The sequence below is a fragment of the Arthrobacter rhamnosi genome, assembly GCF_054510855.1.
Genome location: NZ_JBTNDT010000001.1, coordinates 209,514 through 232,452 on the forward strand (window position 1 = coordinate 209,514; position 22,939 = coordinate 232,452).

The 22,939-nt window shown below is 68.6% G+C and carries 21 protein-coding genes, 1 tRNA gene, 1 other RNA gene and 1 pseudogene; 13 read left to right on the plus strand and 11 right to left on the minus strand.

Annotation, left to right across the window (positions count from 1 at the left end):
- The first annotated feature begins 1 nt into the window (after nt 1).
- Nucleotides 2–574, plus strand: coding sequence for a peptide deformylase (gene def / locus ACX80I_RS01080; RefSeq protein ID WP_459343341.1), 573 nt, complete (start codon nt 2–4; stop codon nt 572–574).
- Nucleotides 575–681: 107 nt separating this feature from the next.
- Here def and ACX80I_RS01085 read toward each other — a convergent pair whose 3' ends face one another.
- Nucleotides 682–1,938, minus strand: a complete 1,257-nt coding sequence (locus ACX80I_RS01085) for an MFS transporter (protein WP_459343342.1) — start codon at nt 1,936–1,938, stop codon at nt 682–684.
- A 642-nt stretch (nt 1,939–2,580) separates the two neighbouring features.
- Nucleotides 2,581–2,856, minus strand: a complete 276-nt coding sequence (locus tag ACX80I_RS01090; RefSeq protein ID WP_459343343.1) for a hypothetical protein — start codon at nt 2,854–2,856, stop codon at nt 2,581–2,583.
- Between the two features lie 383 nt (nt 2,857–3,239).
- Here ACX80I_RS01090 and ACX80I_RS01095 point away from each other — a divergent pair.
- Nucleotides 3,240–3,728, plus strand: a pseudogene (locus tag ACX80I_RS01095) (DUF1643 domain-containing protein).
- Between the two features lie 194 nt (nt 3,729–3,922).
- Here ACX80I_RS01095 and rnpB read toward each other — a convergent pair.
- An RNA gene (gene rnpB, locus ACX80I_RS01100) (RNase P RNA component class A) lies at nt 3,923–4,319 on the minus strand.
- Between the two features lie 81 nt (nt 4,320–4,400).
- Between rnpB and ACX80I_RS01105 the strand changes: the two genes are divergently transcribed.
- Nucleotides 4,401–5,162, plus strand: coding sequence for a YaaA family protein (locus ACX80I_RS01105; protein WP_459343344.1), 762 nt, complete (start codon nt 4,401–4,403; stop codon nt 5,160–5,162).
- Nucleotides 5,163–5,165: 3 nt separating this feature from the next.
- Here ACX80I_RS01105 and ACX80I_RS01110 read toward each other — a convergent pair whose 3' ends face one another.
- The 3 genes from ACX80I_RS01110 to ACX80I_RS01120 all read right to left on the minus strand — a co-directional run bounded on the left by ACX80I_RS01110 (nt 5,166) and on the right by ACX80I_RS01120 (nt 7,853).
- Nucleotides 5,166–6,128 carry a reverse transcriptase-like protein gene (locus ACX80I_RS01110; protein WP_459343345.1) on the minus strand — a complete coding sequence of 321 codons (963 nt, stop codon included), beginning with the start codon at nt 6,126–6,128 and terminating at the stop codon, nt 5,166–5,168.
- 2 nt (nt 6,129–6,130) lie between these two features.
- The gene (locus tag ACX80I_RS01115; RefSeq protein ID WP_459343346.1) at nt 6,131–6,874 is read right to left on the minus strand and encodes a zinc ribbon domain-containing protein; all 744 of its coding nucleotides are present in this window, start codon (nt 6,872–6,874) and stop codon (nt 6,131–6,133) included.
- A gap of 100 nt (nt 6,875–6,974) precedes the next feature.
- A complete protein-coding gene (locus ACX80I_RS01120) occupies nt 6,975–7,853 on the minus strand; it encodes a Nif3-like dinuclear metal center hexameric protein (protein ID WP_459343347.1) in 879 nt (292 codons plus the stop codon).
- 104 nt (nt 7,854–7,957) lie between these two features.
- On the opposite strand from ACX80I_RS01120, the gene msrA reads away from it, so the two are divergent.
- The 3 genes from msrA to epsC all read left to right on the plus strand — a co-directional run bounded on the left by msrA (nt 7,958) and on the right by epsC (nt 10,173).
- Nucleotides 7,958–8,482 (plus strand): peptide-methionine (S)-S-oxide reductase MsrA, encoded by a 525-nt coding sequence (gene msrA / locus ACX80I_RS01125; protein WP_459343348.1) that lies wholly within the window; start codon nt 7,958–7,960, stop codon nt 8,480–8,482.
- A gap of 106 nt (nt 8,483–8,588) precedes the next feature.
- Nucleotides 8,589–9,524 carry a cysteine synthase A gene (gene cysK / locus ACX80I_RS01130; protein ID WP_459343349.1) on the plus strand — a complete coding sequence of 312 codons (936 nt, stop codon included), beginning with the start codon at nt 8,589–8,591 and terminating at the stop codon, nt 9,522–9,524.
- 61 nt (nt 9,525–9,585) lie between these two features.
- The gene (gene epsC / locus ACX80I_RS01135) at nt 9,586–10,173 is read left to right on the plus strand and encodes a serine O-acetyltransferase EpsC (protein WP_087075947.1); all 588 of its coding nucleotides are present in this window, start codon (nt 9,586–9,588) and stop codon (nt 10,171–10,173) included.
- A gap of 56 nt (nt 10,174–10,229) precedes the next feature.
- On the opposite strand, the gene gnd is transcribed toward epsC, so the two are convergent.
- The gene (gene gnd / locus ACX80I_RS01140; protein ID WP_459343350.1) at nt 10,230–11,666 is read right to left on the minus strand and encodes an NADP-dependent phosphogluconate dehydrogenase; all 1,437 of its coding nucleotides are present in this window, start codon (nt 11,664–11,666) and stop codon (nt 10,230–10,232) included.
- A 233-nt stretch (nt 11,667–11,899) separates the two neighbouring features.
- Between gnd and rlmN the strand changes: the two genes are divergently transcribed.
- Together rlmN and ACX80I_RS01150 are read left to right on the plus strand one after the other, a co-directional pair.
- Nucleotides 11,900–13,126, plus strand: a complete 1,227-nt coding sequence (rlmN, locus tag ACX80I_RS01145; RefSeq protein WP_459343351.1) for a dual-specificity RNA methyltransferase RlmN — start codon at nt 11,900–11,902, stop codon at nt 13,124–13,126.
- A gap of 97 nt (nt 13,127–13,223) precedes the next feature.
- Nucleotides 13,224–13,299 (plus strand) — tRNA-Val (locus ACX80I_RS01150).
- Nucleotides 13,300–13,372: 73 nt separating this feature from the next.
- On the opposite strand, the gene ACX80I_RS01155 is transcribed toward ACX80I_RS01150, so the two are convergent.
- From ACX80I_RS01155 to ACX80I_RS01170, 4 genes are all read right to left on the minus strand, one after another.
- Nucleotides 13,373–13,924: a hypothetical protein gene (locus tag ACX80I_RS01155; RefSeq protein ID WP_459343352.1), complete on the minus strand. Its 552-nt coding sequence runs from the start codon at nt 13,922–13,924 to the stop codon at nt 13,373–13,375.
- Nucleotides 13,925–14,085: 161 nt separating this feature from the next.
- Entirely contained in the window at nt 14,086–15,036 is a 951-nt protein-coding gene (locus tag ACX80I_RS01160; protein WP_459343353.1) for an NAD-dependent protein deacetylase, read from the minus strand.
- Complete coding sequence (locus ACX80I_RS01165; RefSeq protein WP_459343354.1) at nt 15,033–15,497, minus strand: redoxin domain-containing protein; 465 nt, start codon at nt 15,495–15,497, stop codon at nt 15,033–15,035. Before ACX80I_RS01165 ends, ACX80I_RS01160 begins: the two co-directional genes overlap by 4 nt.
- Nucleotides 15,498–15,500: 3 nt before the next feature.
- Nucleotides 15,501–15,920: a DUF3052 domain-containing protein gene (locus ACX80I_RS01170; RefSeq protein ID WP_459343355.1), complete on the minus strand. Its 420-nt coding sequence runs from the start codon at nt 15,918–15,920 to the stop codon at nt 15,501–15,503.
- Nucleotides 15,921–16,270: 350 nt separating this feature from the next.
- On the opposite strand from ACX80I_RS01170, the gene aceE reads away from it, so the two are divergent.
- The 5 genes from aceE to ACX80I_RS01195 all read left to right on the plus strand — a co-directional run bounded on the left by aceE (nt 16,271) and on the right by ACX80I_RS01195 (nt 22,911).
- The gene (aceE, locus tag ACX80I_RS01175) at nt 16,271–19,024 is read left to right on the plus strand and encodes a pyruvate dehydrogenase (acetyl-transferring), homodimeric type (RefSeq protein WP_459343356.1); all 2,754 of its coding nucleotides are present in this window, start codon (nt 16,271–16,273) and stop codon (nt 19,022–19,024) included.
- Between the two features lie 134 nt (nt 19,025–19,158).
- A complete protein-coding gene (locus tag ACX80I_RS01180; protein ID WP_459343357.1) occupies nt 19,159–20,487 on the plus strand; it encodes a PucR family transcriptional regulator in 1,329 nt (442 codons plus the stop codon).
- A 78-nt stretch (nt 20,488–20,565) separates the two neighbouring features.
- Nucleotides 20,566–21,531 (plus strand): ACP S-malonyltransferase, encoded by a 966-nt coding sequence (locus ACX80I_RS01185; RefSeq protein ID WP_459343358.1) that lies wholly within the window; start codon nt 20,566–20,568, stop codon nt 21,529–21,531.
- Nucleotides 21,528–22,589 carry a beta-ketoacyl-ACP synthase III gene (locus ACX80I_RS01190; RefSeq protein ID WP_459343359.1) on the plus strand — a complete coding sequence of 354 codons (1,062 nt, stop codon included), beginning with the start codon at nt 21,528–21,530 and terminating at the stop codon, nt 22,587–22,589. Before ACX80I_RS01185 ends, ACX80I_RS01190 begins: the two co-directional genes overlap by 4 nt.
- A 76-nt stretch (nt 22,590–22,665) precedes the next feature.
- Nucleotides 22,666–22,911 (plus strand): acyl carrier protein, encoded by a 246-nt coding sequence (locus tag ACX80I_RS01195; RefSeq protein WP_087075967.1) that lies wholly within the window; start codon nt 22,666–22,668, stop codon nt 22,909–22,911.
- The last annotated feature ends 28 nt before the right edge of the window (nt 22,912–22,939 follow it).

The window sequence follows — 22,939 nt, forward strand, 5'->3', positions numbered from 1 at the left end:
CATGACTGTCCACCCCATCACCATCACGGGCGAACCGGTCCTCCACCGGCGTGCCCAGCCGGTCGTGTCCTTCGACGACGAGCTGCGCGCCCTGATCGCCGACATGTTCGAGACCATGGACGTCGCCAATGGCGTGGGTCTCGCGGCCCCGCAGATCGGCGTGGGCCTGAGGATCTTCGTGTACGGCATGGAGAACGACGACGGCGTGGCGCCGCGTGGTGTCCTCGTCAATCCCACGCTCGTGACCTCCAAGATCCCCGGGTCGGACCCCGATCCCGAGGACGAGTCCGAGGGGTGCCTCTCCGTCCCCGGCGAGGCCTTCCCGCTCAAGCGTGCCGAGTGGACGCGGGTCTCCGGGTTCGACGGCGACGGCGCGCCCGTCGAGTTCGAGGCCACGGGATGGTTCGCCCGCTGCATGCAGCACGAGTACGACCACCTGGACGGGAAGCTCTACGTCGACCGCCTCAACAACCGGCAGGCGCGGAAGGCCGGCAAGGCGATGAAGAGCCACGGCTGGGGGGTGCCGGGACTCTCCTGGATGCCCGGCGTGGATCCGGACCCGTTCGGCCACTAGGACCGCCGGGGACATGCTCCGCCGCTCGTGCTGTGCTCCTGTCCTGGGCTGCTGTCCGGCCGGGTTGTGACCGGGTCCGTGCAGCGGCCGCGAGCGGGGATGTCGGATCAGGTGCTCTTCGAAGCCCCGAGCCGGGAGTCGGCGGCGGGAGCCTCGACGAGGTCCTCCAGGCGCCGGACGCCCCGCAGCGGCCCGAGCAGGGCCACGAGCGGGGCGGTGCATGCGATGACGACGCCGATCAGGACGGCCTCGCGGATCCCGACCATCTCCGCGAAGATGCCTGCGAGCAGGCTTGCCAGCGCGAGCATCCCCCAGCTCACCGTGCGGGAAGCCGCACCCAGCCGTCCCATCATCCCCGGCGGGCAGACGCGCTGCCGGAAGCTCGAGCCGACCACGATGTTCCAGGCAACGCTCGCTCCCATGGTGAACATGCCGAGGATTCCCCAGGCCATGCCCCATCCGGGTGTGATGATCAGCAGCGAGGCATAGCCGAACACGCCGGGCACCATGGACCAGCGCCACAGCGGACCCGAGCCGAACCGTTCCCCCATCCGGTTCGCCGTGACCCCGCCGACCGCTCCGCCGACGGATGCCGCCGCCAGCAGCAGCCCCAGCCAGACCTCCGACTCCCCCAGTGTCCTCAGGACCAGCAGGACGATCAGGGAGGCTGCAATGTTGCCGCCGAGGTTCCATAGGGCCGCATTGAAGAGGATGGCGCGCAGGGGCGCCGTGCTGAAGGTGTACCGGAGACCCTCGTACATCTCGCGCAGGACCCGCCGGTCGCTCTGGGGCTGCACCACCTCCGCGACGTCGAGGCGCTGGATGGCCACGAGGGAGACGATCGACGTCGCCAGCTGCACGACCAGGGTGTTCGACGCGCCTGCCGCGCTGGTGAGCCAGCCGGCTGCGGAGCGGCCGGCCGCGTCCGCCGCTGCGCCCGAGCCGGTGATGAGGCCGTTGCCCTCCATCAGCTCGTCCGCCGTGATGGCCTGCTGGACGAGGGCGGCATCCGCCAGCTGGAAGAACACGGACGTGATCCCTGCGACGAAGGCAGCACCGAACAGCAGCGGCGTACTGAGGAATCCGAGCCAGTAGCCGACCGGCAGCAGGGCGAGCACGATCACGCGCACCACGAGCGATGCGAGCATCACCGGCTTCCGGGGTAGCCGGTCCACCCAGACGCCGATGACGAGCCCGAAGAGTAGCCAGGGCAGGAACGTCATGCCGGCGAGCGCCGCGACCTCGAAGTTGCTGGCATCGAGTTCGACCGCGGCGATGATCGGCAGAGCCACGGCTGCGACGGCATTGCCGAGCACTCCGGATGTACTGGAAACCATCAGGGCCCGGAAGTTCTGGTTGCGCACCAGAAGGTGTCTTCTCCCTGTACCCCCAGCGCTCATCCGATCACCCTAACGGAGGACGCGTAGGGATCCCTGCCGCATTCGGCCACTTCTCGGCCTCACTTCCTCTGGTCTTGACGGTGGAGATCCCGCGGCTGATAATAGTTCGCTTTGGTAATAACTTGTCGCGCTGGCGGAAGTTCCCGGTTTCTCCCTTGGCTTAGCCCGTCCGCTGAGATTGCCGCGCGGCAAGGGTGAGCGGAAAATGGTTCATGGGAGGGTGTCCCGCGGTCGTTCCCCAGCAGTACCGCGGTCGATGCGCTTCCGAGGCGGCTATAGACGCCGGGCGGTCCCCCTACCTCTTGAGACCGGGTACGGGGGACCGTTTTCTGCCCGGCCTCGCGTCGCCCGACGTCGGGAACCACCGGTGCCTTCGGAAACCACCGGCGTGCGAGGTGAACGGGCCGGCCCGAAGCCCCAGCAGTATGCCGACCCGTTCGTTACCGTCGCAATTGCGTTTGAGACCTGCGGCGGTTCCCATAGGGTAGGCCGCCCGACGGCGCGGGACACCGCGCGACGCGCCGGGCGCGTACCAGAACCGTCACGGGGCGGAACCGTTCTCCGGGCGACGTCGGTCGCGACGCGCTCCCGCTGCGGTCCCTGTCGCTACACCTCACCCGCAAGAAAAGCCGCACTGCGCTCGGCGATGTCCCCCACCCGGGTCTGGAGACCGTGTTCCTCGGCGAGGTCGTTGACCGCCACGCTCAACAGGTCCACCTGGGGGGCCGGCAGCTCGCGAACCCCGTACAGCCACTCCTCCACCTCATGCTCGCTGGCATCACCGGAGTCGGCGAAGTACGTCAGCCACAGTTCTTCCGGCGTCGCATGCATCAGGCGCATCATGGCCGAGACGTCGCTCCGAAGTTCTGCTCCGGTTGTCATCGCTGCCTTCCTCCCACCTCGCCTGACATCCATGAGACCAAGGCTGCGGGCCGCACGCAACGGGAGCCAGAGGTTGCACTCCTGTGGCAACGAGGAGCGGCGGTGTCGCAAGTAAGGCGGCGTCCTGCCCGGTCGTGGATGGCCGGTCGATATCGTCCAGATTGATATCACCAAGCCATTTGCGTGCGTTTGGTCCAACAGCCTCGCCCTCACGTGCACCGGTTTGCGGACCTCACCGCTGCCCACCGGGCCCGAATGAATCAGCTGCATAAGGCAGAGGAAGCCATCGGAACGAGCGTCGGTGCGCTGCTCCCCTGCCTCGAAGTCAGCCCTAGCACTACTGTTGCCATTGAGAACAAGTCATCCGAGCATGAGGAAGCACTATGAGGCGCGAGGCGCACATCGACGGCGATTACAGGTACACGCTCGATCGGCATTGGGGCACCGATGAGACATCGCAGAACATCCTGCACCTCATCATGCTCAACCCCTCGGTCGCCGATGGCCTCAGCGACGACCCGACAATCCGCCGCTGCATCGGCTAAGCCCAATCCCTCGGTCTCGACGGGCTCCGCGTCATCAATCTCTTCGCCTTACGCTCTACAGATCCGCGAGGACTTCGCACCCACGCTGACCCGATCGGGCCACGCAACGACGAGATCCTCACGAAGTGCATGCAGAACCTCGCCGGAGACTTCATGGTCGTGGCATGGGGTGCCGACAAGTTCGCCATCGAGCGAGCAAAGGCCGTCCACGCCATGGCCGCGTCCCACGGCATCACCCTCAAGTGCTGGGGCAGAACCAAAGACGGACACCCCGGGCATCCCCTTTACCTGCGGCGAGATGCCGCCCTCACTCCGTGGACGGCGTAACCGGACCTGCCCCGTTCATGGACGAGACTAGGATTCCCTGCCCCTGGTGAGCCCGTGGCGCCGACGCCGCAGACCGCCACATATCTCGCCGCCACCTGTTTGCTAATGATGGACAATATCGACCATTAGCGCAGCGGATTGTGTCAAGTGATTCCGGGAAAAGCGCCAAAATCTGCGGGTGATCAGGGGGTCGAGGGATGGGTCGACCGATACGCCGGGTTCTGTCATCGCGCGCCGTTACCGTCGCGCGAGTGGCGGCCATCCATCTACGAACGCCGTTGCCGACGCCCTCCAGCGGCCTACCCGTGCACTCGGGCGGGCAGCCCTCGAACGTGCACTGTCTGGCCTTGCTCCGGGTGGGGTTTACCGAGCCACGCCGGTCACCCGGCGTGCTGGTGGTCTCTTACACCGCCTTTTCACCCTTACTGCCTGCAGCGGCCGAAGCCTGCGGCGGACAGCGGTCTCTTTTCTGTGGCACTGGCCTGCGGGTTACCCCGAGTGGGCGTTACCCACCACCCTGCCCTGCGGAGCCCGGACGTTCCTCGGTGGAGCGGTGCGAGCACCGTCCAACGCGGCCGCCTGGTCGACCCATCCAGGAACCATTCTAGGCGGCCCAGCCGGCCGTCCTGTCCGGGGGCACAGTGAGCCGGCCCGGTTGGGTACAGTTGATCGGTGCTGATCCTGCTTCCCCCGTCCGAAGGCAAGTCCGCAGCCCGTAAGGGTGGCCCGGTCCACCTGGAGGACCTGCACTTCCCGGAACTCAACGACGCCCGCCGGGCTGTCCTCGCCGCCCTCAAGAGCGCCAGCAGCGCCGCGGACGCGCACGCGATCCTCGGCGTAGGAGAATCCCTCGCAGCCGATGTGGCCCGGAACCTGGTGCTCGACGTCGCCCCGGCCGCTCCCGCACACGACGTCTATTCCGGGGTCCTCTACGACGCGCTCGGCTACGCCGGCATGACGCCGGTGCAGAAGCGCAGGGCACGCGAGCACTGCGTCGTCGTCTCGGGCCTGTGGGGCGCGATCGCGTTCGGCGATCCGATCCCCGCCTACCGGTTGTCGATGTCGGTCGACCTGCCCGGGACGGGACGGCTGGCGGGCTTCTGGAAGAAGCACCTCGCCTCGCCCCTGACCGAGCACGCAGGCGCGGGGCTCGTCGTCGACTGCCGGTCGAGCACCTACGCCGCCGCCTGGGCGCCGCCGGCGCAGCAGAGCGCGGCCGTCAACGTGGTCCAGCTGCGCAACGGCAGGAGGACCGTCGTGTCCCATTTCGCCAAGCACACGCGCGGCGAATTCGCCCGCCACCTGCTCACGCGACGCGGCGCCGCGCCGGAGACCGCGGAGGCCCTGCTCAAGGTGGCCCGCGAGAAGTGGACAGCGGAGCTCGAGCCTTCCGGCGGCCGGAAGCCCGCGCAGCTCACCATCGTGCTCGACTGACGGTCAGTCGGCGACCAGCTCCACTTCGAAGCCCTCGGCGTTCTCGAGGTAGGCGGCATAGTGCTCCGGCCCGCCCGCGAACGGGTGCCTGTCCGTAGACATCAGGGACCATCCGTGGCTCGCAGCACGCCGCGCCAGCAGGTCGACGTCGGCTCGTGCGCCGGCGCGGAATGCGAGGTGGTTCACGCCGGGCCGGCGGCGCTCGTGGGCGCCGGCGGCGACGTCGGGACCGCTTTCCAGGACGAGGTAGAACTCGTCGGAGCCGTAGCTCACCCCGTCCTTCCAGGAGTCCCTGCGGGGGAAGCCCAGCCGTTCGAGCAGCCAGCCCAGGCTCGCCTCTGAGGCAGCGATGTCCTGGGTCCACACCTCCAGGTGGTGGAGCCTGCCTGCGGGACGGGGTGCCTCCTCGGCCGGAGCCTCGGGCTCCGCGGGCTCCGCGGGCTGCGCGGCAGCGGCACGCGGTTTCCACTCGACGCCGGCCATGCCGGCGTCCATCGCCTCGTTGGACAGCCGGTCGGCGTCCTTGTTCCGCTCGCGCGGAATCCACTCGTAGCTCACTTGGCGCGGATCGAGGACCTTCCGCGCCTTGGCCGCCAGCGTCCGCATGTCGGCGTGCTTGATCTGCCACCGGCCGGACATCTGCTCGACGACCAGCTTTGAGTCCATCTTCACGTGGACGGATGCCCGGGGATTGATCTCGCGGGCAAGCTCCAACCCCGAGACGAGCCCTGAGTACTCCGCCACGTTGTTGGAGGCCTTGCCGATGTAGGCGGCCTTCTCCACGAGGATGCGGCCCGTCTCCGGGTCGCGCACGAGGGCGCCGTAGCCCGCGTGCCCGGGATTGCCGCGCGATCCGCCGTCGGCCTCGACGACGAGTCGCGCAGGGGCGCCCTGATCCTGTCGGGTCGACGCGCCCTTCTTCGAGTTGCTGGATTCGTACGGGTCGAACAACTGCTGATCTGTCACGGCTACTGGTTTCCCCAGTCGCCGGACCGGACGAGGATGCACCCGGAGTCGGGGCACAGCACGATGTCGTCGGGGGCGGAACCGGAGATGTCGGCGAGGTCGCCTGGGCTCAGCTGCATCCCCGAGCCCTCGGACTTGCCGTGGAACAGGCGTGCGGCACCGACGCCGCGCTTGGCGAGGATCCGTTCGTAGATCGCGAGCAGCCCCGCGTCGAAGGTCGCCGCGAGTTCGTCGCGCTGCGCCTGCACCTGGCCGCGCTGCACCTCGAGGGCCGCGAGTTCGGCGTCACGCGCTTCCTCGAGGGCCCGGAGTTCCGCCCTGACGGAGTCCGTCCGGCCCTGGACCTCGGCCTGGGCGGTGCGTGCCGCCTCCACCCGTTCCATGACGTCGAGTTCGACGTCCTCGAGGTCCGAGCGCCGCCTGGTGAGGGACGCGACCTCGTGCTGCAGCGCCGTCAGGTCCTTCGAGGTCCCGGTTCCGCTGTTCAGGCGCTTCTCGTCGCGTTCGAGGCGGTTGACGACCGCCTGCACCTCGTCCTCCGCGCGGGTCAGCTCACGCTCGAGGTCCCCCAGCTCCGTGGTGGCGCGCACGAGTTCCCCGTCCACCTCGGCCACCCGGGCGCCGACTGTGCCGAGCTCGGGGTTGGCGCGCGCGGCAGCAGCCTGCCGGCTCAGCTTGTTGAGGGTCGAATCGAGCGCCTGCAGGTCGAGCAGGCGGAGTTGTTCCTCGGGTGCAGCCTTGGCCACGGTTAACCTCCAGGATGGGTCGGATGGGGCACGACGAGCGGGCGTGGGCGTCGTCCAAGCCTAGGCCACGCCGCCGCGGCCGGACGTCGGTGACGGGACATCAGCTGCCGGGTGTGAGGACGAAGTCCCAGGGGTCCGTGTTGACCCCGCTGACCCGGATATCGGTCGTGAAGCCCCGCGCGCTCAGCACATCGCCCAGGGCGTCCGCGGCCGGCGTCAGCCACAGCCACTCACTGCCGAAGTGGGAGACGTCGATCAGGTAGGGCGGGCCGCCCGCTGCGGCCTCCCGGACCTCGAAGGCCGGATGGTGGCGCAGGTCGGCGGTGACGTAGACATCGGCCCGGCTGGTACGGACGCGGTCGAACAGGGAGTCGCCGGCCCCGCCGCACACGGCGACGCGGCGCACCAGCGCATCGCTGTTGCCTGCGACCCTGACCCCTCCTGCGACGGCGGGCAGGATGGAGAAGACCGCCTCGGCGAAGGCGCCGAGCGTCACCGGCGTCCCGAGATCGCCCACGCGCCCGATGCCCTCCTCGGGCAGGCCCCCGGCAGCCGGTGCGAGCGGTTCGACGTCGCGCAGCCCAAGGGCGTCGGCCAGGACGTCGGACACGCCGCCGACCGCACTGTCGCCGTTGGTGTGGACGGTCACGAGGGCGCACCCCGCCTCGATCAACCGATGGACGACGTCGCCCTTGAACCCGGACGCCGCGACCGACGAGACGGGCTTCAGCAGGAGCGGGTGGTGGGACACGATCATCGACGCCCCCCAGGCGAGCGCCTCGTCGAGGACGGCGGCGGACGGGTCGACCGCGAACAGGATCTTCACCGCCCGGTTCTCCGCCCTGCCTGCCACGAGCCCGACGGCGTCCCAGCCCTCTGCGAGGCTCTCGGGCCACAACTCGCCGATGGCGAGCAGGACGTCGCCGACGGTCGGTGCCGCCGCTGCCACCGGAGCGTCGTCGTGCTGGTTCTGTTCCATGACACCAGTAATACCCCCGCCGCGGAACGCCTCCAACTTCCGCCGTTCGCAAACGGGCCATCCGCCCCGGGAATCATCCGCGCCCGCGGCGCATTGACAAGGACATGAAGACTTTCGTGCTCGGAGGAGGCTGTTTCTGGTGCCTCGACGCCCTTTACCAGAAGACCCGCGGAGTGACCGAGGTCGTCTCGGGCTACACCGGCGGGCACACGAGGCACCCTGACTACGATTCCGTCTGCTCGGGGATGACCGGCCACGCGGAGGTGGTGGCGGTGACCTTCGACGAGGACGTGATCCCCGAGGACGTCATCCTGGACATGTACTTCGTGTCCCACGACCCCACCACGCTGAACCGGCAGGGCTACGACGTCGGCACGCAGTACCGCAGCGTCATGTACTACCAGGACGCGGAGCAGAAGGAACTGTTCGAGGACGCGATCCGGCGCAACCAGGAGAACTGGAAGAACCCGATCGTCACCGAGGTCAGCAGACTCCCCCGGTTCCACGTCGCGGAGGACTGGCACCAGAACTACTACGCGAAGCACCCCGAGCAGGGCTACTGCCAGGTGATCATCAACCCGAAGCTGTCCAAGGCGCGGAAATATTACGCCCAGTGGCTCGCCGCGTAGGTGCAACCCGGACCACCCGTTAAGCTGACCGCCGTCGGTCCCGGGCGCTTCGGATCCGCCCCGCCCGACGCCGACATCCACCGCACCCGAACAGGCAGGCTCCCGCATGGCAAAGATCTATGACGACGTTACCCAGTTGGTGGGACGGACGCCCCTCGTCCGCCTCAACCGCCTGACCGAGGGGCTCAACGCCCAGGTCGCCGTCAAGCTGGAGTTCTACAATCCCGCCAACAGCGTGAAGGACCGCATCGGTGTGGCCATCATCGACGCGGCGGAGCGGGCAGGCGCCCTTCGCCCCGGCGGAACGATCGTCGAGGGCACCTCCGGCAACACCGGTATCGCCCTCGCCATGGTCGGAGCCGCTCGGGGATACAAGGTCATCCTGACGATGCCGGAGACCATGTCCACCGAGCGGCGCGTGATGCTGCGGGCCTACGGTGCGGAGATCGTGCTGACCCCGGGCTCGGAGGGCATGCGCGGAGCCGTCGACAGGGCGAAGGACATCGTCGCGACGACGGAGAACGCGATCTGGGCGCAGCAGTTCGCCAATGCCGCTAACCCGGCGATCCACCGCACCACCACGGCGGAGGAGGTCTGGGAGGACACCGACGGCGGGGTGGACATCTTCGTCGCCGGTGTGGGAACCGGCGGCACCATCACGGGCGTCGGCCAGGTGCTGAAGGAGCGCAAGCCCGGTGTGCAGATCGTCGCCGTCGAGCCCGCCGATTCCCCCATCCTCAACGGCGGAGCTCCGGGCCCCCACAAGATCCAGGGCCTCGGCGCCAACTTCATCCCGGAGAACCTCGACCGCGAGGCGTACGACGAGGTGCTGGACGCGACGGTCGAGGACTCCGTCCGGGTGGCACGCGCCCTGGGCACCCAGGAGGGCATCCTCGGCGGCATCTCGTCCGGAGCCATCGTCTGGGCCGCCCTGGAGCTCGCGAAGCGTCCGGAGAACGCCGGTAAGCTCATCGTGGCCGTTGTCTGCGACTTCGGCGAACGCTACATCTCCACGGTGCTCTTCGACGACATCCGCGGCTGAGACCGCCCGCACGACCTCGGATACCGTCCGAGACCACGACATCCCCAGGAAAAGGTAGCCGGTGAGCTTTCTAGAACGACTGCGCGAGGACCTCGAGACCGCACGGACCCACGATCCGGCTGCCCGCGGGTCCTTCGAGAACACCGTCGTGTACTCCGGGCTCCATGCCATCTGGGTGCATCGCCTCACCCACCGGATGTGGCGCAACGAGAAGCTGCGCTTCCCCGCGCGCGCCCTCGCCCAGCTCGCGCGGGCACTCACCGGTGTCGAGATCCATCCGGCGGCGACCATCGGGCGCCGGTTCTTCATCGACCACGGGATGGGCATCGTGATCGGCAGCACCGCAGAGATCGGCGACGACGTCATGCTCTACCAGGGCGTGACGCTCGGCGGCCGCTCGCTGGAGAAGGTCAAGCGCCACCCCACGATCGGTGACCGCGTCACCATCGGGGCGGGAGCCAAGGTGCTGGGTCCCATCACCATCGGGGCGGGCAGCGCCGTCGGCGCCAACGCCGTCGTGGTGAAGGACACGCCACCCGATTCCATCGTCACGGGCATCCCAGCGACGTTCCGCCACCGCGACTCGCGGCGGGAGACGCAACCTGCCGTCGACCCCGCGGAGTACGTGGACCCCGCCATCTACATCTAGCCGCGACGACAGAAGCCCCGGACCGAGGTCCGGGGCTTCTGTCGTTGCGGGGGCCGTCAGTGGGTGTCGACGGCTTCGATCTCGGACTTGTCCTCGCCCCACAGGGTGTGGAACGTGCCGTCGGTGTCGATCCGGTTGTAGGTGTGCGCGCCGAACAGGTCGCGCAGGCCCTGGGTGAGGGCGGCGGGCAGGCGCTTGCGGCGCAGGCCGTCGTAGTAGGCCAGCGATGCCGAGAACACCGGGACGGGGATGCCCAGCTGCACGGCGGTCGCGACCACGCGGCGCCACGCCGGGACCGCGCCGGCGATGGCCTCGGCGAAGGCGGGGGCGAGCAGCAGGTTCGCGGGGCGCTCGTCGCCGGCGTAGGCCTTCATGATGTCGTCGAGCAGTTCGGCGCGGATGATGCAGCCGGCACGCCACAGCGAGGCGATCTCATCGAGCTTGAGCTCCCAGCCGTACTCCTTCGCGGCCGCGGTGAGCATGTCGATGCCCTGGGCGTAGCTGACGAGCTTCGACGCGTACAAAGCCAGGCGGACGTCCTCCACGAAGCTCTCGGGCAGCTCGACGCTCCCCTCGTGGCCCTGCAGGATGTCCTGGGCCAGGACCCGCTGGTCCTTCTGCGAGGACAGGGCGCGGGCGAAGACCGACTCGGCGATGCCCGAGGTGGGGCTGCCCAGTTCCAGCGCGGAGACCACGGTCCAGCGCCCGGTGCCCTTCTGCCCGGCGGAGTCGACGACGACGTCGACGAAGGGCTTGCCCGTGCGCGCGTCCGTGTGGCCGAGGACCTCGGCGGTGATCTCGATGAGGAAGGAGGACAGGGTGCCCGCGTTCCAGTCGGTGAAGATCTTCGCCTGCTCGGCCGGTTCGATCCCGGCACCCGAGCGCAGCAGGTCGAAGGCCTCCCCGATGACCTGCATGTCGGCGTACTCGATGCCGTTGTGCACCATCTTCACGAAGTGCCCGGCACCGTCCGTGCCGATCCACGTGCAGCACGGCTCGCCGTTGTACTTCGCAGAAATTTTCTCCAGCATCGGGCCGAGGGAATCGTAGGACTCGCGGGAGCCGCCGGGCATGATCGACGGGCCCAGGAGGGCGCCCTCCTCGCCGCCGGAGACCCCGACGCCGACGAAGTGCAGGTCGTGCTGGGAGAGGGCGGCCTCGCGGCGTCGCGTGTCCTCGTAGTGGGAGTTGCCGCCGTCGATCACGATGTCGCCGGGCTCCAGCAGCGGGGTCAGCTGGTCGATCACCGAATCCACCGGCTTGCCGGCCTTCACCATGATCAGCACACGGCGGGGCTTCTCGAGGGAGTCGACCAGTTCCTGCAGGGTCTCGGTGCGGATGAAGTCGCCGTCGTTCCCGTGCTTCTCCAGCAGGGTGTCGGTCTTCTCCACCGACCTGTTGTGCAGGGCCACGGTGTAGCCGTTGCGGGCCAGGTTCCGGGCGAGGTTCGCTCCCATGACTGCCAGGCCTGTGACGCCGATCTGTGCGCTCAATGTGTTCTCCGTCGTTTATCCGCTGCATGCAGTGCGCTGCATGTGCCGGTGCTTTCGGGCGCGTTCCCGCGCGGGCCAACCGGCCGCTTTCACACTATTACCGTCGCAACACCCGCCGCCACACGCGCGACCGGACCCGGCGTTTTATGTCGGCGGGTTCCGCGCGGCGGGAGTGTCCCATCAAACACGCCGTCGACTGGGACGCTGGCGCCATCCATGAAAGAATGGTAAGGATGTCCGACGTTACGGTTACCCCCGCCGCCCCTGCCCCCGCCTCCTCGCGCCCTCAGGTGCGCCCCGAAGTGGAGGGCGCCGAGCCGATCGTGTCCAGCGACGGCAGGCCGCTGCTGCAGTTCAAGTCGCCGCGCGTCAGCCAGCCGCCGGTGCACCTGGCGGACCTGACCCTTGCCGAGCGGCAGGACCGGCTGAAGGAACTGGGCCACCAGGGCTTCCGTGCGAAGCAGCTGTCCACGCACTACTTCTCGCACTACACCACGGACCCGGCCGCCATGAGCGACCTGCCGAAGGCGGGGCGCGAGGAGCTGGTGCAGGCCATGTTCCCGTCGCTGCTCACCGAGGTGAAGCGCCTGACCACGGACAACGGTGACACCATCAAGTTCCTCTGGCGCCTCTTCGACGGCGCCCTCGTCGAGTCGGTCCTGATGCGCTATCCGGGCCGCGTGACGCTCTGCGTGTCATCCCAGGCGGGATGCGGCATGAACTGCCCGTTCTGCGCGACGGGCCAGGCCGGCCTCACGCGCAACATGTCCACGGCCGAGATCGTGGACCAGGTCGTCGCCGCGAACCGTGCCCTCGCCGAGGGCGCGCTGGGCGACCTGCGCACCGATGGCGGGCACGACGCCGACCGCGTGACGAACATCGTCTTCATGGGCATGGGCGAGCCGCTGGCCAACTACAAGCGGGTCATGGCGGCCCTGCACCGCTTCGTCGACGACTCCCCCGAGGGTCTCGGCATGTCGGCCCGCAACATCACCGTGTCGACGGTCGGTCTGGTGCCGGCCATCAACAAGCTGGCGGCCGAGTCACTGCCGGTCACCTTCGCGCTGTCGCTCCACGCACCCGACGACGAACTCCGCGACGAGCTCATCCCGGTGAACACGCGCTGGAAGGTCGACGAGGCCCTCGACGCGGCCTACAACTACTACCGGACCACCGGGCGCCGCGTGAGCATCGAGTACGCGCTCATCAAGGACATGAACGACCACGCGTGGCGTGCCGACCTGCTGGCCAAGAAACTCAACCAGCGCGGCCGTGGCTGGGTGCACGTCAACCCGATCCCGCTCAACCCCACGCCGGGCTCCATCTGGACCGCGTCGGAGAAGAGCGTCTCGACGGAGTTCATCAACCGTCTGCGCGACGCCGGTATCCCCACCACCCTGCGCGATACGCGCGGCAAGGAGATCGACGGTGCCTGCGGACAGCTGGCGGCCGGCGAGTAGCGTGGACGGATTGGCGCGATCCTCCGCCGAGCCGGTATAGTCGATCCTCGTGATGACGCGCTGCCGGCTGTAGCCGGCGGGACGGCATCCAGGACCAGGGTCTTTAGCTCAGCTGGTAGAGCGCCACGTTTACACCGTGGATGTCATCGGTTCGATCCCGGTAGGACCCACCACGAAAAGCCCCGCAGGCGCCGCCGGCGGGGCTTTTCGCATTCCGGGCTCTCCGCGGTCGGCTACGGCGCTCGGCTACTGCCGGGCCTCCGCGACGCCGACGGGCTTGCCGTCGGAAAACGTCACCACATAGTCCTGGCCCATGATGGTCACGGTGCACTGCAGCGCGCCGACGAGCCTGCAGTCATCGCCGGGACCGGGCTGCGTCTGGGGCTCCTCGAAGATCGGCTCGAGCAGTTCCGGATCGATTCCCGGTGGCGTGGGCTCGTGGAACGGCACGGAGCCCGGCGGGATGCAGGTGTAGGGGTCGGCGGGGTCGGTCCACCAGGCCCCTGCCTCGGTAATAGGACACTCCGGGTACGGCGGGACGGGCAGCGAGCCGGGCGGGAGGTCACCGCCCATGCCACTGCCGGGCCATGCGGGAGCCGGAGCGGGAGCGGGAGCAGGCGGCGTGTCCTCGGGCACCGGGGACTCCTGCCCGCCCGTCGACGGGGCGGGATCCGCAACGAGGTCGCCGGCGGCACCTGACGGCGCCGGAGCGACCGCGTCGACGACGGCGGAGACTGGAGCGTCCTCCGCAGCCTGCCCCTGGTATTCGAGAGCCAGGGGAGCGATGGCCGCAGCCATCACTGTTCCGAGAGCGACCAGCAGAGACCGTGTTGATTGACGCATGTTCCACCCCAGTTGAGAGACCTATGGGTTGAACCTACGGCGCAGTCGATGACGGGGAAACAGTGGGCGCTACTCGCTTTGCGGGTTGACTACTCGGACCAGCCGGTGGTGGATACCTAGGCCCGCGGAAGTTCGGGCAGCCGCTCGGCGAGGTACGTCAGGGCCTCCGACACGCCTGCCTCGATCTTGAGGGTGGCGAGGTCGTCGCCGCGCGTCCAGCCGCGGTTGATGATGACGGCGGGCTTGCCCGCCTTGACGGCGTGCCGGACGAAGCGGAGTCCGCTCATGACCGTCAGGGACGACCCGGCGACCAGCAGCGCCCCTGCGGCATCCACCATGGCGTACGCGTCGGCGACGCGGTCCTTCGGCACGTTCTCGCCGAAGTAGACGAAGTCGGGCTTCAGCATGCCGCCGCACACCGGGCAGGGCGCCATCACGAAGTCCTCGGTGTCGTCGACATCCGCGTCCGCGTCGGGGGCCACGTCGCCGGCGTCGGACTCCCGCTCGAGGTACCCGGGATTGAGGTCCTCGAGGATCTCGGCGATGAGGGATCGCGCGAAGGTCGACGCGCACTGCAGGCACACGACGCGGTCGAACGTCCCGTGCAGGTTGATGACGTTCACGCTCCCGGCCGAGGAGTGGAGCCTGTCGACGTTCTGGGTGATGAGGCCCGAGAGCAGGCCCCGCTGCTCCATTTTCGCCACGGCCGCGTGGCCCGCGTTCGGGTCGGCGCGGCGGAGATGCCTCCAGCCGACGTGGTTGCGCGCCCAGTACCGGCGGCGGAGCGCTTCGTCGCCCACGAACTGCTGGTAGGTCATGGGATTGCGCGGGACCGACTGCGGGCCGCGGTAGTCGGGGATGCCCGAGTCGGTGCTCAGTCCCGCTCCGGTCAGCACGGCAAGCCGCAGTCCGCCGAGGAGGTCCACGGCCTGGTCGAGGAGGTGGCGCTCCCCGGGGGCCAGGGGATTCAGGCCCGACGCCGGTGTCCCGCTCGCGAACCCGGTCAGACCGAGGCGCGGGTTGGATCCGGGCCCGTCCTGGTCGTGCTTGTCCCCCTCCGCCGTCACAATGCGGCTTCGACCGAGCCCAGCGCTCGCGCGTAGTCGGCGATGGGCCGTCCCTGTCCGTGCGGCGACGACACCACGGCACGCACGGTGCCGGTGCCGTCCAGGACGTAGCTGACCCGCTCCGCGTACCCGTGGACGGCGTCGAAGGCGTCGAAGGCGCGGGTCACCGAGCCGTGGGGCCAGAAGTCGGCCAGGAGGTCGAAGGAGATGTCGTTCGCGTCCGCGAAGGCGCGCAGCGTGTACTTGTGGTCGACGGACACCGCGACCAGCGTGACGCCCGCGGCGTCGAAGAGGTCGAGGTTCTCCCGGAGCTGGCCGAGTTCATCGGTGCACACGCGGGAGAAGGCGAACGGGAAGAAGACGACGACGGACCCGCCGACGAGCGACGCGCTGTCCACGGTCTCACCGAACTGGTTGTCGAGCGTGAACCTGGGCGCGGCGGACCCGATCCCGAGCGGCAACGCCTACTGCTTCCGGCGACTGACGAGCCGCGTCGCGGCCCATTCCTTGGAGACTCCGGCCGACGACGTCGAATGCAGGCCGGCCGTCGGAGCGGCTTCCTGGACGTCCGCCGGAGCCACATAGCCCGGTCGGCCGGATTTGGGCGTGAAGAGCCATACGACGCCGCCGGCGCCGAGCGAGGTCAGGGCGTCCACGAGGGCATCGACGAGGTCGCCGTCCCCGTTGCGCCACCAGAGGATCACACCGTCGACGACGTCCTGGTCATCCTCCGTGAGCAGCTCGGAGCCGATGCCGTCCTCCAGGCTCTCCCGGAAGTCGAAGTCGACGTCGTCGTCGTAGCCGAGTTCCTGAACAAGGTCTCCGTCCTTGAAACCCAACTTGCCTGCCACGTTGACCGCAGTGGCGGCTTCAGCCTCGCTCACTTAGCTCCTCCTGGAAAGACGGGACTGTCGGCTGACGGGCCCTCGTGTAGATATACATTGCTACCAGCCAACACCCTTATCCGCCAAGCATCAAGCCAGTGCGTCCTTTTGGAGCTCCGAGTGCCCCGGAGCGGCGCCGGACGTCCGCCCCGGGGCAGGAAGGGCACGCCCTCGGCGTAATCTACCCGGCCGCCCCGGTCCCGCTACGCATGGAAGGCCCGGCGGCGATAGAGTGTGGCCTTATATGGCCGCGGTCCAAGCACCGGGGCTTGCATCCCTGCGCGGGCCCACGAGCCGGGCGCAGGCATAAAGCGACACAGACAAGATCTGTGGAAGTGGAGAGATATCGCGTGGCTGCAGAACAAGGTACGGCGGATATTCTGAGCGGGTTGACCGTCGGTAAGCCCGATGGGGATCCGGAAGAGACCGCGGAGTGGATCGAATCCCTCGACCAGCTGATTCGCACCCAGGGCACCGAGCGCGCGCAGTACATCATGCGTTCGTTGCTGCAGCGTGCCGGTGCGCAGTCCGTGGGCGTGCCCATGGTCACGACGACGGATTATGTGAACACCATCCCGGCGGACCAGGAACCGGAGTTCCCCGGGGATGAGGAGATCGAGCGGAAGTACCGTGCGTGGATGCGCTGGAACGCCGCCGTCATGGTTCACCGCGCGCAGCGCCCGGAGATCGGCGTGGGCGGGCACATCTCCACCTACGCGGGCGCGGCGACGCTGTATGAGGTCGGGTTCAATCATTTCTTCAAGGGCAAGGACCACCCCGGTGGTGGGGATCAGGTCTTCTTCCAGGGGCACGCGTCGCCGGGCATGTACGCGCGGGCGTACCTCGAGGGCCGCCTGACCGAGGAGGACCTCGACGGGTTCCGGCAGGAGAAGTCCAAGGAGGGCTCGGCGCTGTCCTCGTATCCGCATCCGCGCCTGATGCCGGAGTTCTGGGAGTTCCCGACCGTGTCGATGGGCATCGGGCCGATGAACGCGATCTACCAGGCGCAGTCCAACCGGTACCTGCACAACCGCGGGTTCAAGGACACCTCGGGGCAGCAGGTCTGGGCGTTCCTGGGCGATGGTGAGATGGACGAGCCGGAGTCGCGCGGTCTGCTGCAGCTGGCCGCGAACGAGAAGCTCGACAACCTGAACTTCGTGATCAACTGCAACCTGCAGCGCCTGGACGGGCCGGTGCGCGGTAATGGCAAGATCATGCAGGAACTCGAGGCGTTCTTCCGCGGTGCGGGCTGGAACGTCATCAAGGTCGTGTGGGGGCGTGAGTGGGATGCGCTGCTGGAGAAGGACGATTCCGGTGCGCTGGTGGAGATCATGAATCAGACGCCCGACGGCGACTACCAGACCTACAAGGCCGAGTCCGGCGGGTTCGTGCGCGATCATTTCTTCGGTAAGTCCCCCGAGGCCAAGGCCATGGTCGAGGACCTCTCGGATGATGAGATCTGGAACCTCAAGCGCGGCGGGCACGACTACCGCAAGGTCTACGCCGCGTACAAGGCCGCCACGGAGTTCAAGGGCAAGCCCACCGTCATCCTCGCCAAGACCGTCAAGGGCTACGGCCTGGGCCCGCACTTCGAGGGCCGCAACGCGACCCACCAGATGAAGAAGCTCACCAACGCCGACCTCAAGGCGTTCCGTGATCACCTGCGCATCCCGGTCACCGACGAGCAGATCGACGACGACCTCTACAACGCGCCGTACTACCACCCGGGCGCCGATGCCCCGGAGATCAAGTACCTGCTCGAGCGCCGCCGCGAGCTCGGCGGGTTCGTGCCCGAACGGCGCACCAGGCACACCGACGTCGTGCTGCCCGGGGACAAGGCGTACGAGACGGCCAAGCGGGGTTCGGGCAAGCAGGCGGCCGCGACCACGATGGCGTTCGTGCGGATCCTGAAGGACCTGATGCGGGACAAGGACTTCGGCCGGCGGATCGCGCCGATCATCCCGGACGAGGCCCGGACCTTCGGCATGGACGCGTTCTTCCCCACCGCGAAGATCTACAACCCCAACGGGCAGAACTACCTCTCCGTGGACCGCGACCTGGTCCTGGCGTACAAGGAGTCCATCGAGGGCCAGATCCTGCACGCGGGCATCAACGAGGCCGGCTCCATGGCCGCGTTCACGGCCGCCGGGACCGCCTACGCCACGCAGGGCCAGCCGCTGATCCCGATCTACGTGTTCTACTCGATGTTCGGGTTCCAGCGCACCGGGGACTCGATCTGGGCCGCCGCGGACCAGATGGCCCGCGGGTTCATCATCGGCGCCACCGCCGGACGGACCACGCTCACCGGTGAGGGCCTGCAGCACGCCGACGGGCACTCACCGATCCTGGCCTCGACGAACCCCGCCGTGATCACCTACGATCCCGCGTTCGGGTACGAGATCGGGCACATCGTCCGCGACGGCCTGAACCGCATGTACGGGGACATCGGCGACAAGCCCGAGTCCTTCCGCAACGTCATGTACTACCTCACCGTCTACAACGAGCCCTTCGTGCAGCCGGCCGAACCCGAGGAACTGGACGTGACGGGCCTGCTCAAGGGCATCTACCTGCTCAAGCCCGCGAAGGTCGACGGACCCCGCACCCAGCTGCTCGCCTCCGGCGTGGCCGTCCCCTGGGCCCTGGAAGCCCAGCAGATCCTCGCCAGGGAATGGGGCGTCTCGGCCGATGTGTGGTCCGTGACGTCCTGGAACGAACTGCGCCGCGACGGCCTGGACGCCGAGGAGGAAGCCTTCCTCAACCCCGGCGCCGAGGCACGCAAACCCTTCATCACCCAGCAGCTCGAAGGCGCGACCGGCCCGATCGTCGCGGTCTCGGACTTCATGAAGGCCGTCCCGGACCAGATCCGCCAATTCCTCCCCAACGAGTTCGCGACCCTCGGAGCCGACGGCTTCGGGTTCTCCGACACACGCGCCGCGGCACGTCGGTACTTCAAGATCGACAGCCACTCCGTCGTCGTCCGGGCCCTGGAGATGCTCGCCCGCCGCGGCGAGGTCGACGCCAACGCACCCAAGGAAGCCATCGAGAAATACCGCCTCCTCGACGTCAACGCCGGCACCACCGGCAACGCCGGCGGCGACTCCTAGGCCCCCCCGCACCACCCCACCACACCGCACCACCGGCGACGGCGGACACAGCATCAACGCTGCGTCCGCCGTCGTTCTTTTTGTAGCCTTCTCACAAATGGAAGGCCGCAGCGCCGAGACCGTATGCTCGGAGGATGCCGCAGCCCGAAGATGATCCCGGTAGCGCCCCCAGGGCGGCCGGAGCGACTAACGCGGGGACAACTCCCCCGGATCCCGCCACCGTGGAGAAGCTGCGCTCCACGATCGGCTCGCTGTCCACGGCGACCCTCAAGCAGCTCGACGCGGACCTGCCGTGGTACCGCGGGCTCCGGCCGGACGAGCGGTCCGCCCTCGGGATGGTGGCGCAGAAGGGTATCGCCTCCTTCGTCAACTGGTACCAGAAGCCGGTGTCCCCGGAGTGGGTCCTCAGTGATGTCTTCGGCACAGCGCCCACGGAGCTGACGCGATCCATCAGCCTGCAGAAGGCCCTCCAGCTCATCCGCGTGGTGGTGCAGGTGGTCGAGGACCACGTGCCGTTCCTCGCGCCCGCGGCCGACCAGGGGCCGCTGCGCGAGGCCGTACTCCGGTACTCCCGCGAGGTGGCCTTCGCCGCCGCGGACGTCTATGCCCGTGCGGCCGAGACCCGGGGGTCGTGGGACACGCGCCTCGAGGCGCTGGTGGTCGACGCCATCCTCCGCGGCGAGAGTTCCGACGCCCTACGTTCCCGCATCGCCGCCGTCGGCTGGAAATCGCAGGCCCGCATCACGGTGATGGTCGGCAGCGCTCCCTCCGAACCGAACGTCGCTTTCCTCAACGAGCTCCGCCGCGTGACCGGGCGCCTCGCGGAGGACGTCCTCGTGGGCATCCAGGGCGAGCGGCTCATCCTCGTGCTCGGAGGCGTGCGGGACCCCGCCAAGGCCTACCCCAGGATCAGCGAGCTCTTCGGGGACGGCGCCGTCGTGTTCGGCCCGGAGGCGGAGTCGCTGGTCGCCGCCAGCAGTTCCGCCCAGGCCGCCTTCGCCGGACTCACCGCCGCCCGGGCGTGGCCCGGAGCCCCGCGTCCCGTCTCGTCGGAGGATCTGTGGCCGGAGCGCGTGATGTCGGGGGACGACACGGCGCGGCGCTCGCTCGTGCGCAGCATCTACCGCCCGCTCCTGGCGGCGTCGAACGGCCTCGAGCAGACACTGTCCGCGTACCTCACCCTCGGGCACTCGCTCGAAGCAACCTCGCGGTCCCTCTTCGTGCACGCCAACACGGTCCGGTACCGCCTCCGCCGGGTGTGCGACGTGACCGGGTGGGACCCCCTGATCCCGCGGGAGGCGTACGTCCTGCAGACCGCGCTGGTCGTCGGACGCCTCTCCGCACCGCCGGCCCCGCCGATCGCTGCGAACGGTGCCTCGGGGACGGGAAACGGGCGCCCGGCCCGCGCGGGAAGCGTCGACAAAGCCCCGCCGGTTGCTCTCGGGCGTTCGAGTGCCTTGTAGACTTCCTACAAAGAGGCACAGCCAGCTTGGTTCAGCCGAACACCCGATAATGCTCCACCTCTTTGGAAAGCTGGAACAGTGCTTGCAATCGCCTGCCCCGGACAGGGCTCACAGACCCCGGGCTTCCTCAGCCCCTGGCTCGACCTTCCGGGAGTAAGGGACCACCTCGAGCGTCTCAGCGACCGGGCCGGCACCGACCTCATCCGGCACGGCACCGTCTCCGACGAGGAGACCATCAAGGACACCGCCGTCGCCCAGCCGCTCATCGTGGCCGCCGGCCTCGTGACCGCCCGCCTCCTCCTCCAGGACGCTCCGCTGACCGCAGCGACCGTCGTGACGGGACACTCCGTGGGCGAACTGACGGCGTCGGGCATCGCCGGGGCCCTCTCCGAGGACGACGCCGTCGCGTTCGTCCGGGTCCGCGCCACGGCGATGGCGGAAGCTGCCGCCGCGACACCGACCGGCATGAGCGCGGTCCTGGGTGGTGATCCCGAGGAGGTCGCGGCGCGGCTCGCGGAACTCGGCCTCACCGCCGCCAACGCCAACGGTGGTGGACAGGTGGTGGCAGCGGGAACCCTCGAGCAGCTCGCAGCGCTTGCCGAGAACCCGCCCGCGAAGGCCCGCGTGATTGCACTCAAGGTCGCCGGCGCCTTCCACACCGGACACATGTCTCCCGCCGTCACGGCCCTCGAGGCACTGCGGCCGTCCCTGGCTCCCGCCGACCCGGTGGCCACGCTCATGTCCAACTATGACGGGCAGCCCGTGGCGACCGGCGAGGGCAACCTCGACAGCCTGATCGCGCAGGTTTCGCGTCCGGTCCGCTGGGACCTGTGCATGGAATCGATGCAGGGGATGGGTGTCACGGGGATGATCGAGCTCGCTCCGGCGGGAACGCTGACCGGCCTGGCCAAGCGCGGAATGCGCGGTACGGCGGCACTGGCCGTAAAATCGCCCGAGGACCTGGATGCCGCCCGCGGCTTCATGCAGGAGCACTCGCGGACCACGGACCTCGATCCGTCCCTTACCCCCGAAGGACCTCAGTGAGCATCACCGCCATCAAGCAAGCCCCCCTCCGCGAGCACACCCGCATCCTCGGCGTCGGCGCCTACCGGCCGGAGATCATCGTCACCAACGACGACGTGTGCCAGTGGATCGACTCCTCCGACGAGTGGATCCGGCAGCGGACCGGCATCGTCACCCGGCACCGCGCTCCGCGCGACGTGAGTGTCATCGACATGGCGGAGGCCGCATCCCGGGAGGCGCTGGCCGCGGCCGGCATCGACGCATCCCAGATCGGCGCCGTGCTGGTGTCCACCGTGACCCACCCCTATGCGACGCCGTCGGCCGCTGCACAGCTGACCGACCGCCTCGGAGCGACGCCGGCACCCGCGTACGACATCTCGGCCGCCTGTGCCGGCTACTGCTACGGGATCGCCCAGGGCGACGCCCTGGTCCACGCCGGCACGGCCGAGTACGTCCTGGTGGTCGGCGTCGAGAAGCTCTCGGACTTCATCGACAACTCCGACCGCACGATCTCCTTCCTCCTCGGCGACGGTGCCGGCGCCGTCGTCATCGGCCCTGGTGACGCGGCAGGCATCGGGCCCTCCGTCTGGGGGTCCGACGGCAGCAAGCACGAGGCGATCCGGATGACGCGCTCCCTGACCGATGTCCGGGACTACGCCATCGGCGCCGTCGCCACCGACACCGAGCGCGAGCAGGACGTCGACGCCGGTCGCGAGAGCCTGTGGCCCACCATGCGCCAGGACGGGCCGACGGTGTTCCGCTGGGCCGTGTGGGAGATGGCGAAGGTCGCACAGCGCGCGCTCGACGCCGCCGGCGTCACAGCGGACGACCTCGCGGTGTTCCTCCCCCACCAGGCCAACATCCGTATCATCGATGAGATGGTGAAGCAGCTCAAGCTCCCCGAGCACGTCTACGTGGCACGCGACATCGTGGACGCCGGCAACACCTCCGCCGCCTCCATCCCCCTCGCCATGCATCGCACGCTCCAGGAGCAGCCCTCCCTCAGCGGCAAGCTGGCACTGCAGATCGGTTTCGGCGCCGGCCTCGTCTTCGGGGCGCAGGTCGTCGTCCTCCCCTAGTTTTCAAGCCCAGACCGCGACCGTGCGGTTTGACCATCCCCGCCGGTGCACCGGCACGAACAGAAAAGGAGCCACCATGGCTAGCAACGAAGAAATCCTGACCGGTCTGGCCGAGATCGTCAACGAAGAGACGGGACTCGCACCCGAGTCCGTCGAGATGGACAAGTCCTTCACCGACGACCTCGACATCGACTCCATCTCGATGATGACCATCGTCGTCAACGCCGAGGAGAAGTTCGGCGTGCGCATCCCCGACGAAGAGGTCAAGAACCTGAAGACCGTCGGCGACGCCGTCACCTTCATCTCGGGCGCGCAGGCCTGATTCCTGCCGTTCCCAGCGCTGCGGCCGC

Bases quoted from the DNA above. Each gene is read 5' to 3' on its own strand.
- def (WP_459343341.1), top strand. From the start codon at position 2: ATGACTGTCCACCCCATCACCATCACGGGCGAACCGGTCCTCCACCGG.
- ACX80I_RS01090 (WP_459343343.1), bottom strand. From the start codon at position 2,856: ATGACAACCGGAGCAGAACTTCGGAGCGACGTCTCGGCCATGATGCGC.
- ACX80I_RS01120 (WP_459343347.1), bottom strand. From the start codon at position 7,853: ATGGAACAGAACCAGCACGACGACGCTCCGGTGGCAGCGGCGGCACCG.
- msrA (WP_459343348.1), top strand. From the start codon at position 7,958: ATGAAGACTTTCGTGCTCGGAGGAGGCTGTTTCTGGTGCCTCGACGCC.
- cysK (WP_459343349.1), top strand. From the start codon at position 8,589: ATGGCAAAGATCTATGACGACGTTACCCAGTTGGTGGGACGGACGCCC.
- rlmN (WP_459343351.1), top strand. From the start codon at position 11,900: ATGTCCGACGTTACGGTTACCCCCGCCGCCCCTGCCCCCGCCTCCTCG.
- ACX80I_RS01155 (WP_459343352.1), bottom strand. From the start codon at position 13,924: ATGGCTGCGGCCATCGCTCCCCTGGCTCTCGAATACCAGGGGCAGGCT.
- ACX80I_RS01180 (WP_459343357.1), top strand. From the start codon at position 19,159: ATGCCGCAGCCCGAAGATGATCCCGGTAGCGCCCCCAGGGCGGCCGGA.
- ACX80I_RS01195 (WP_087075967.1), top strand. From the start codon at position 22,666: ATGGCTAGCAACGAAGAAATCCTGACCGGTCTGGCCGAGATCGTCAAC.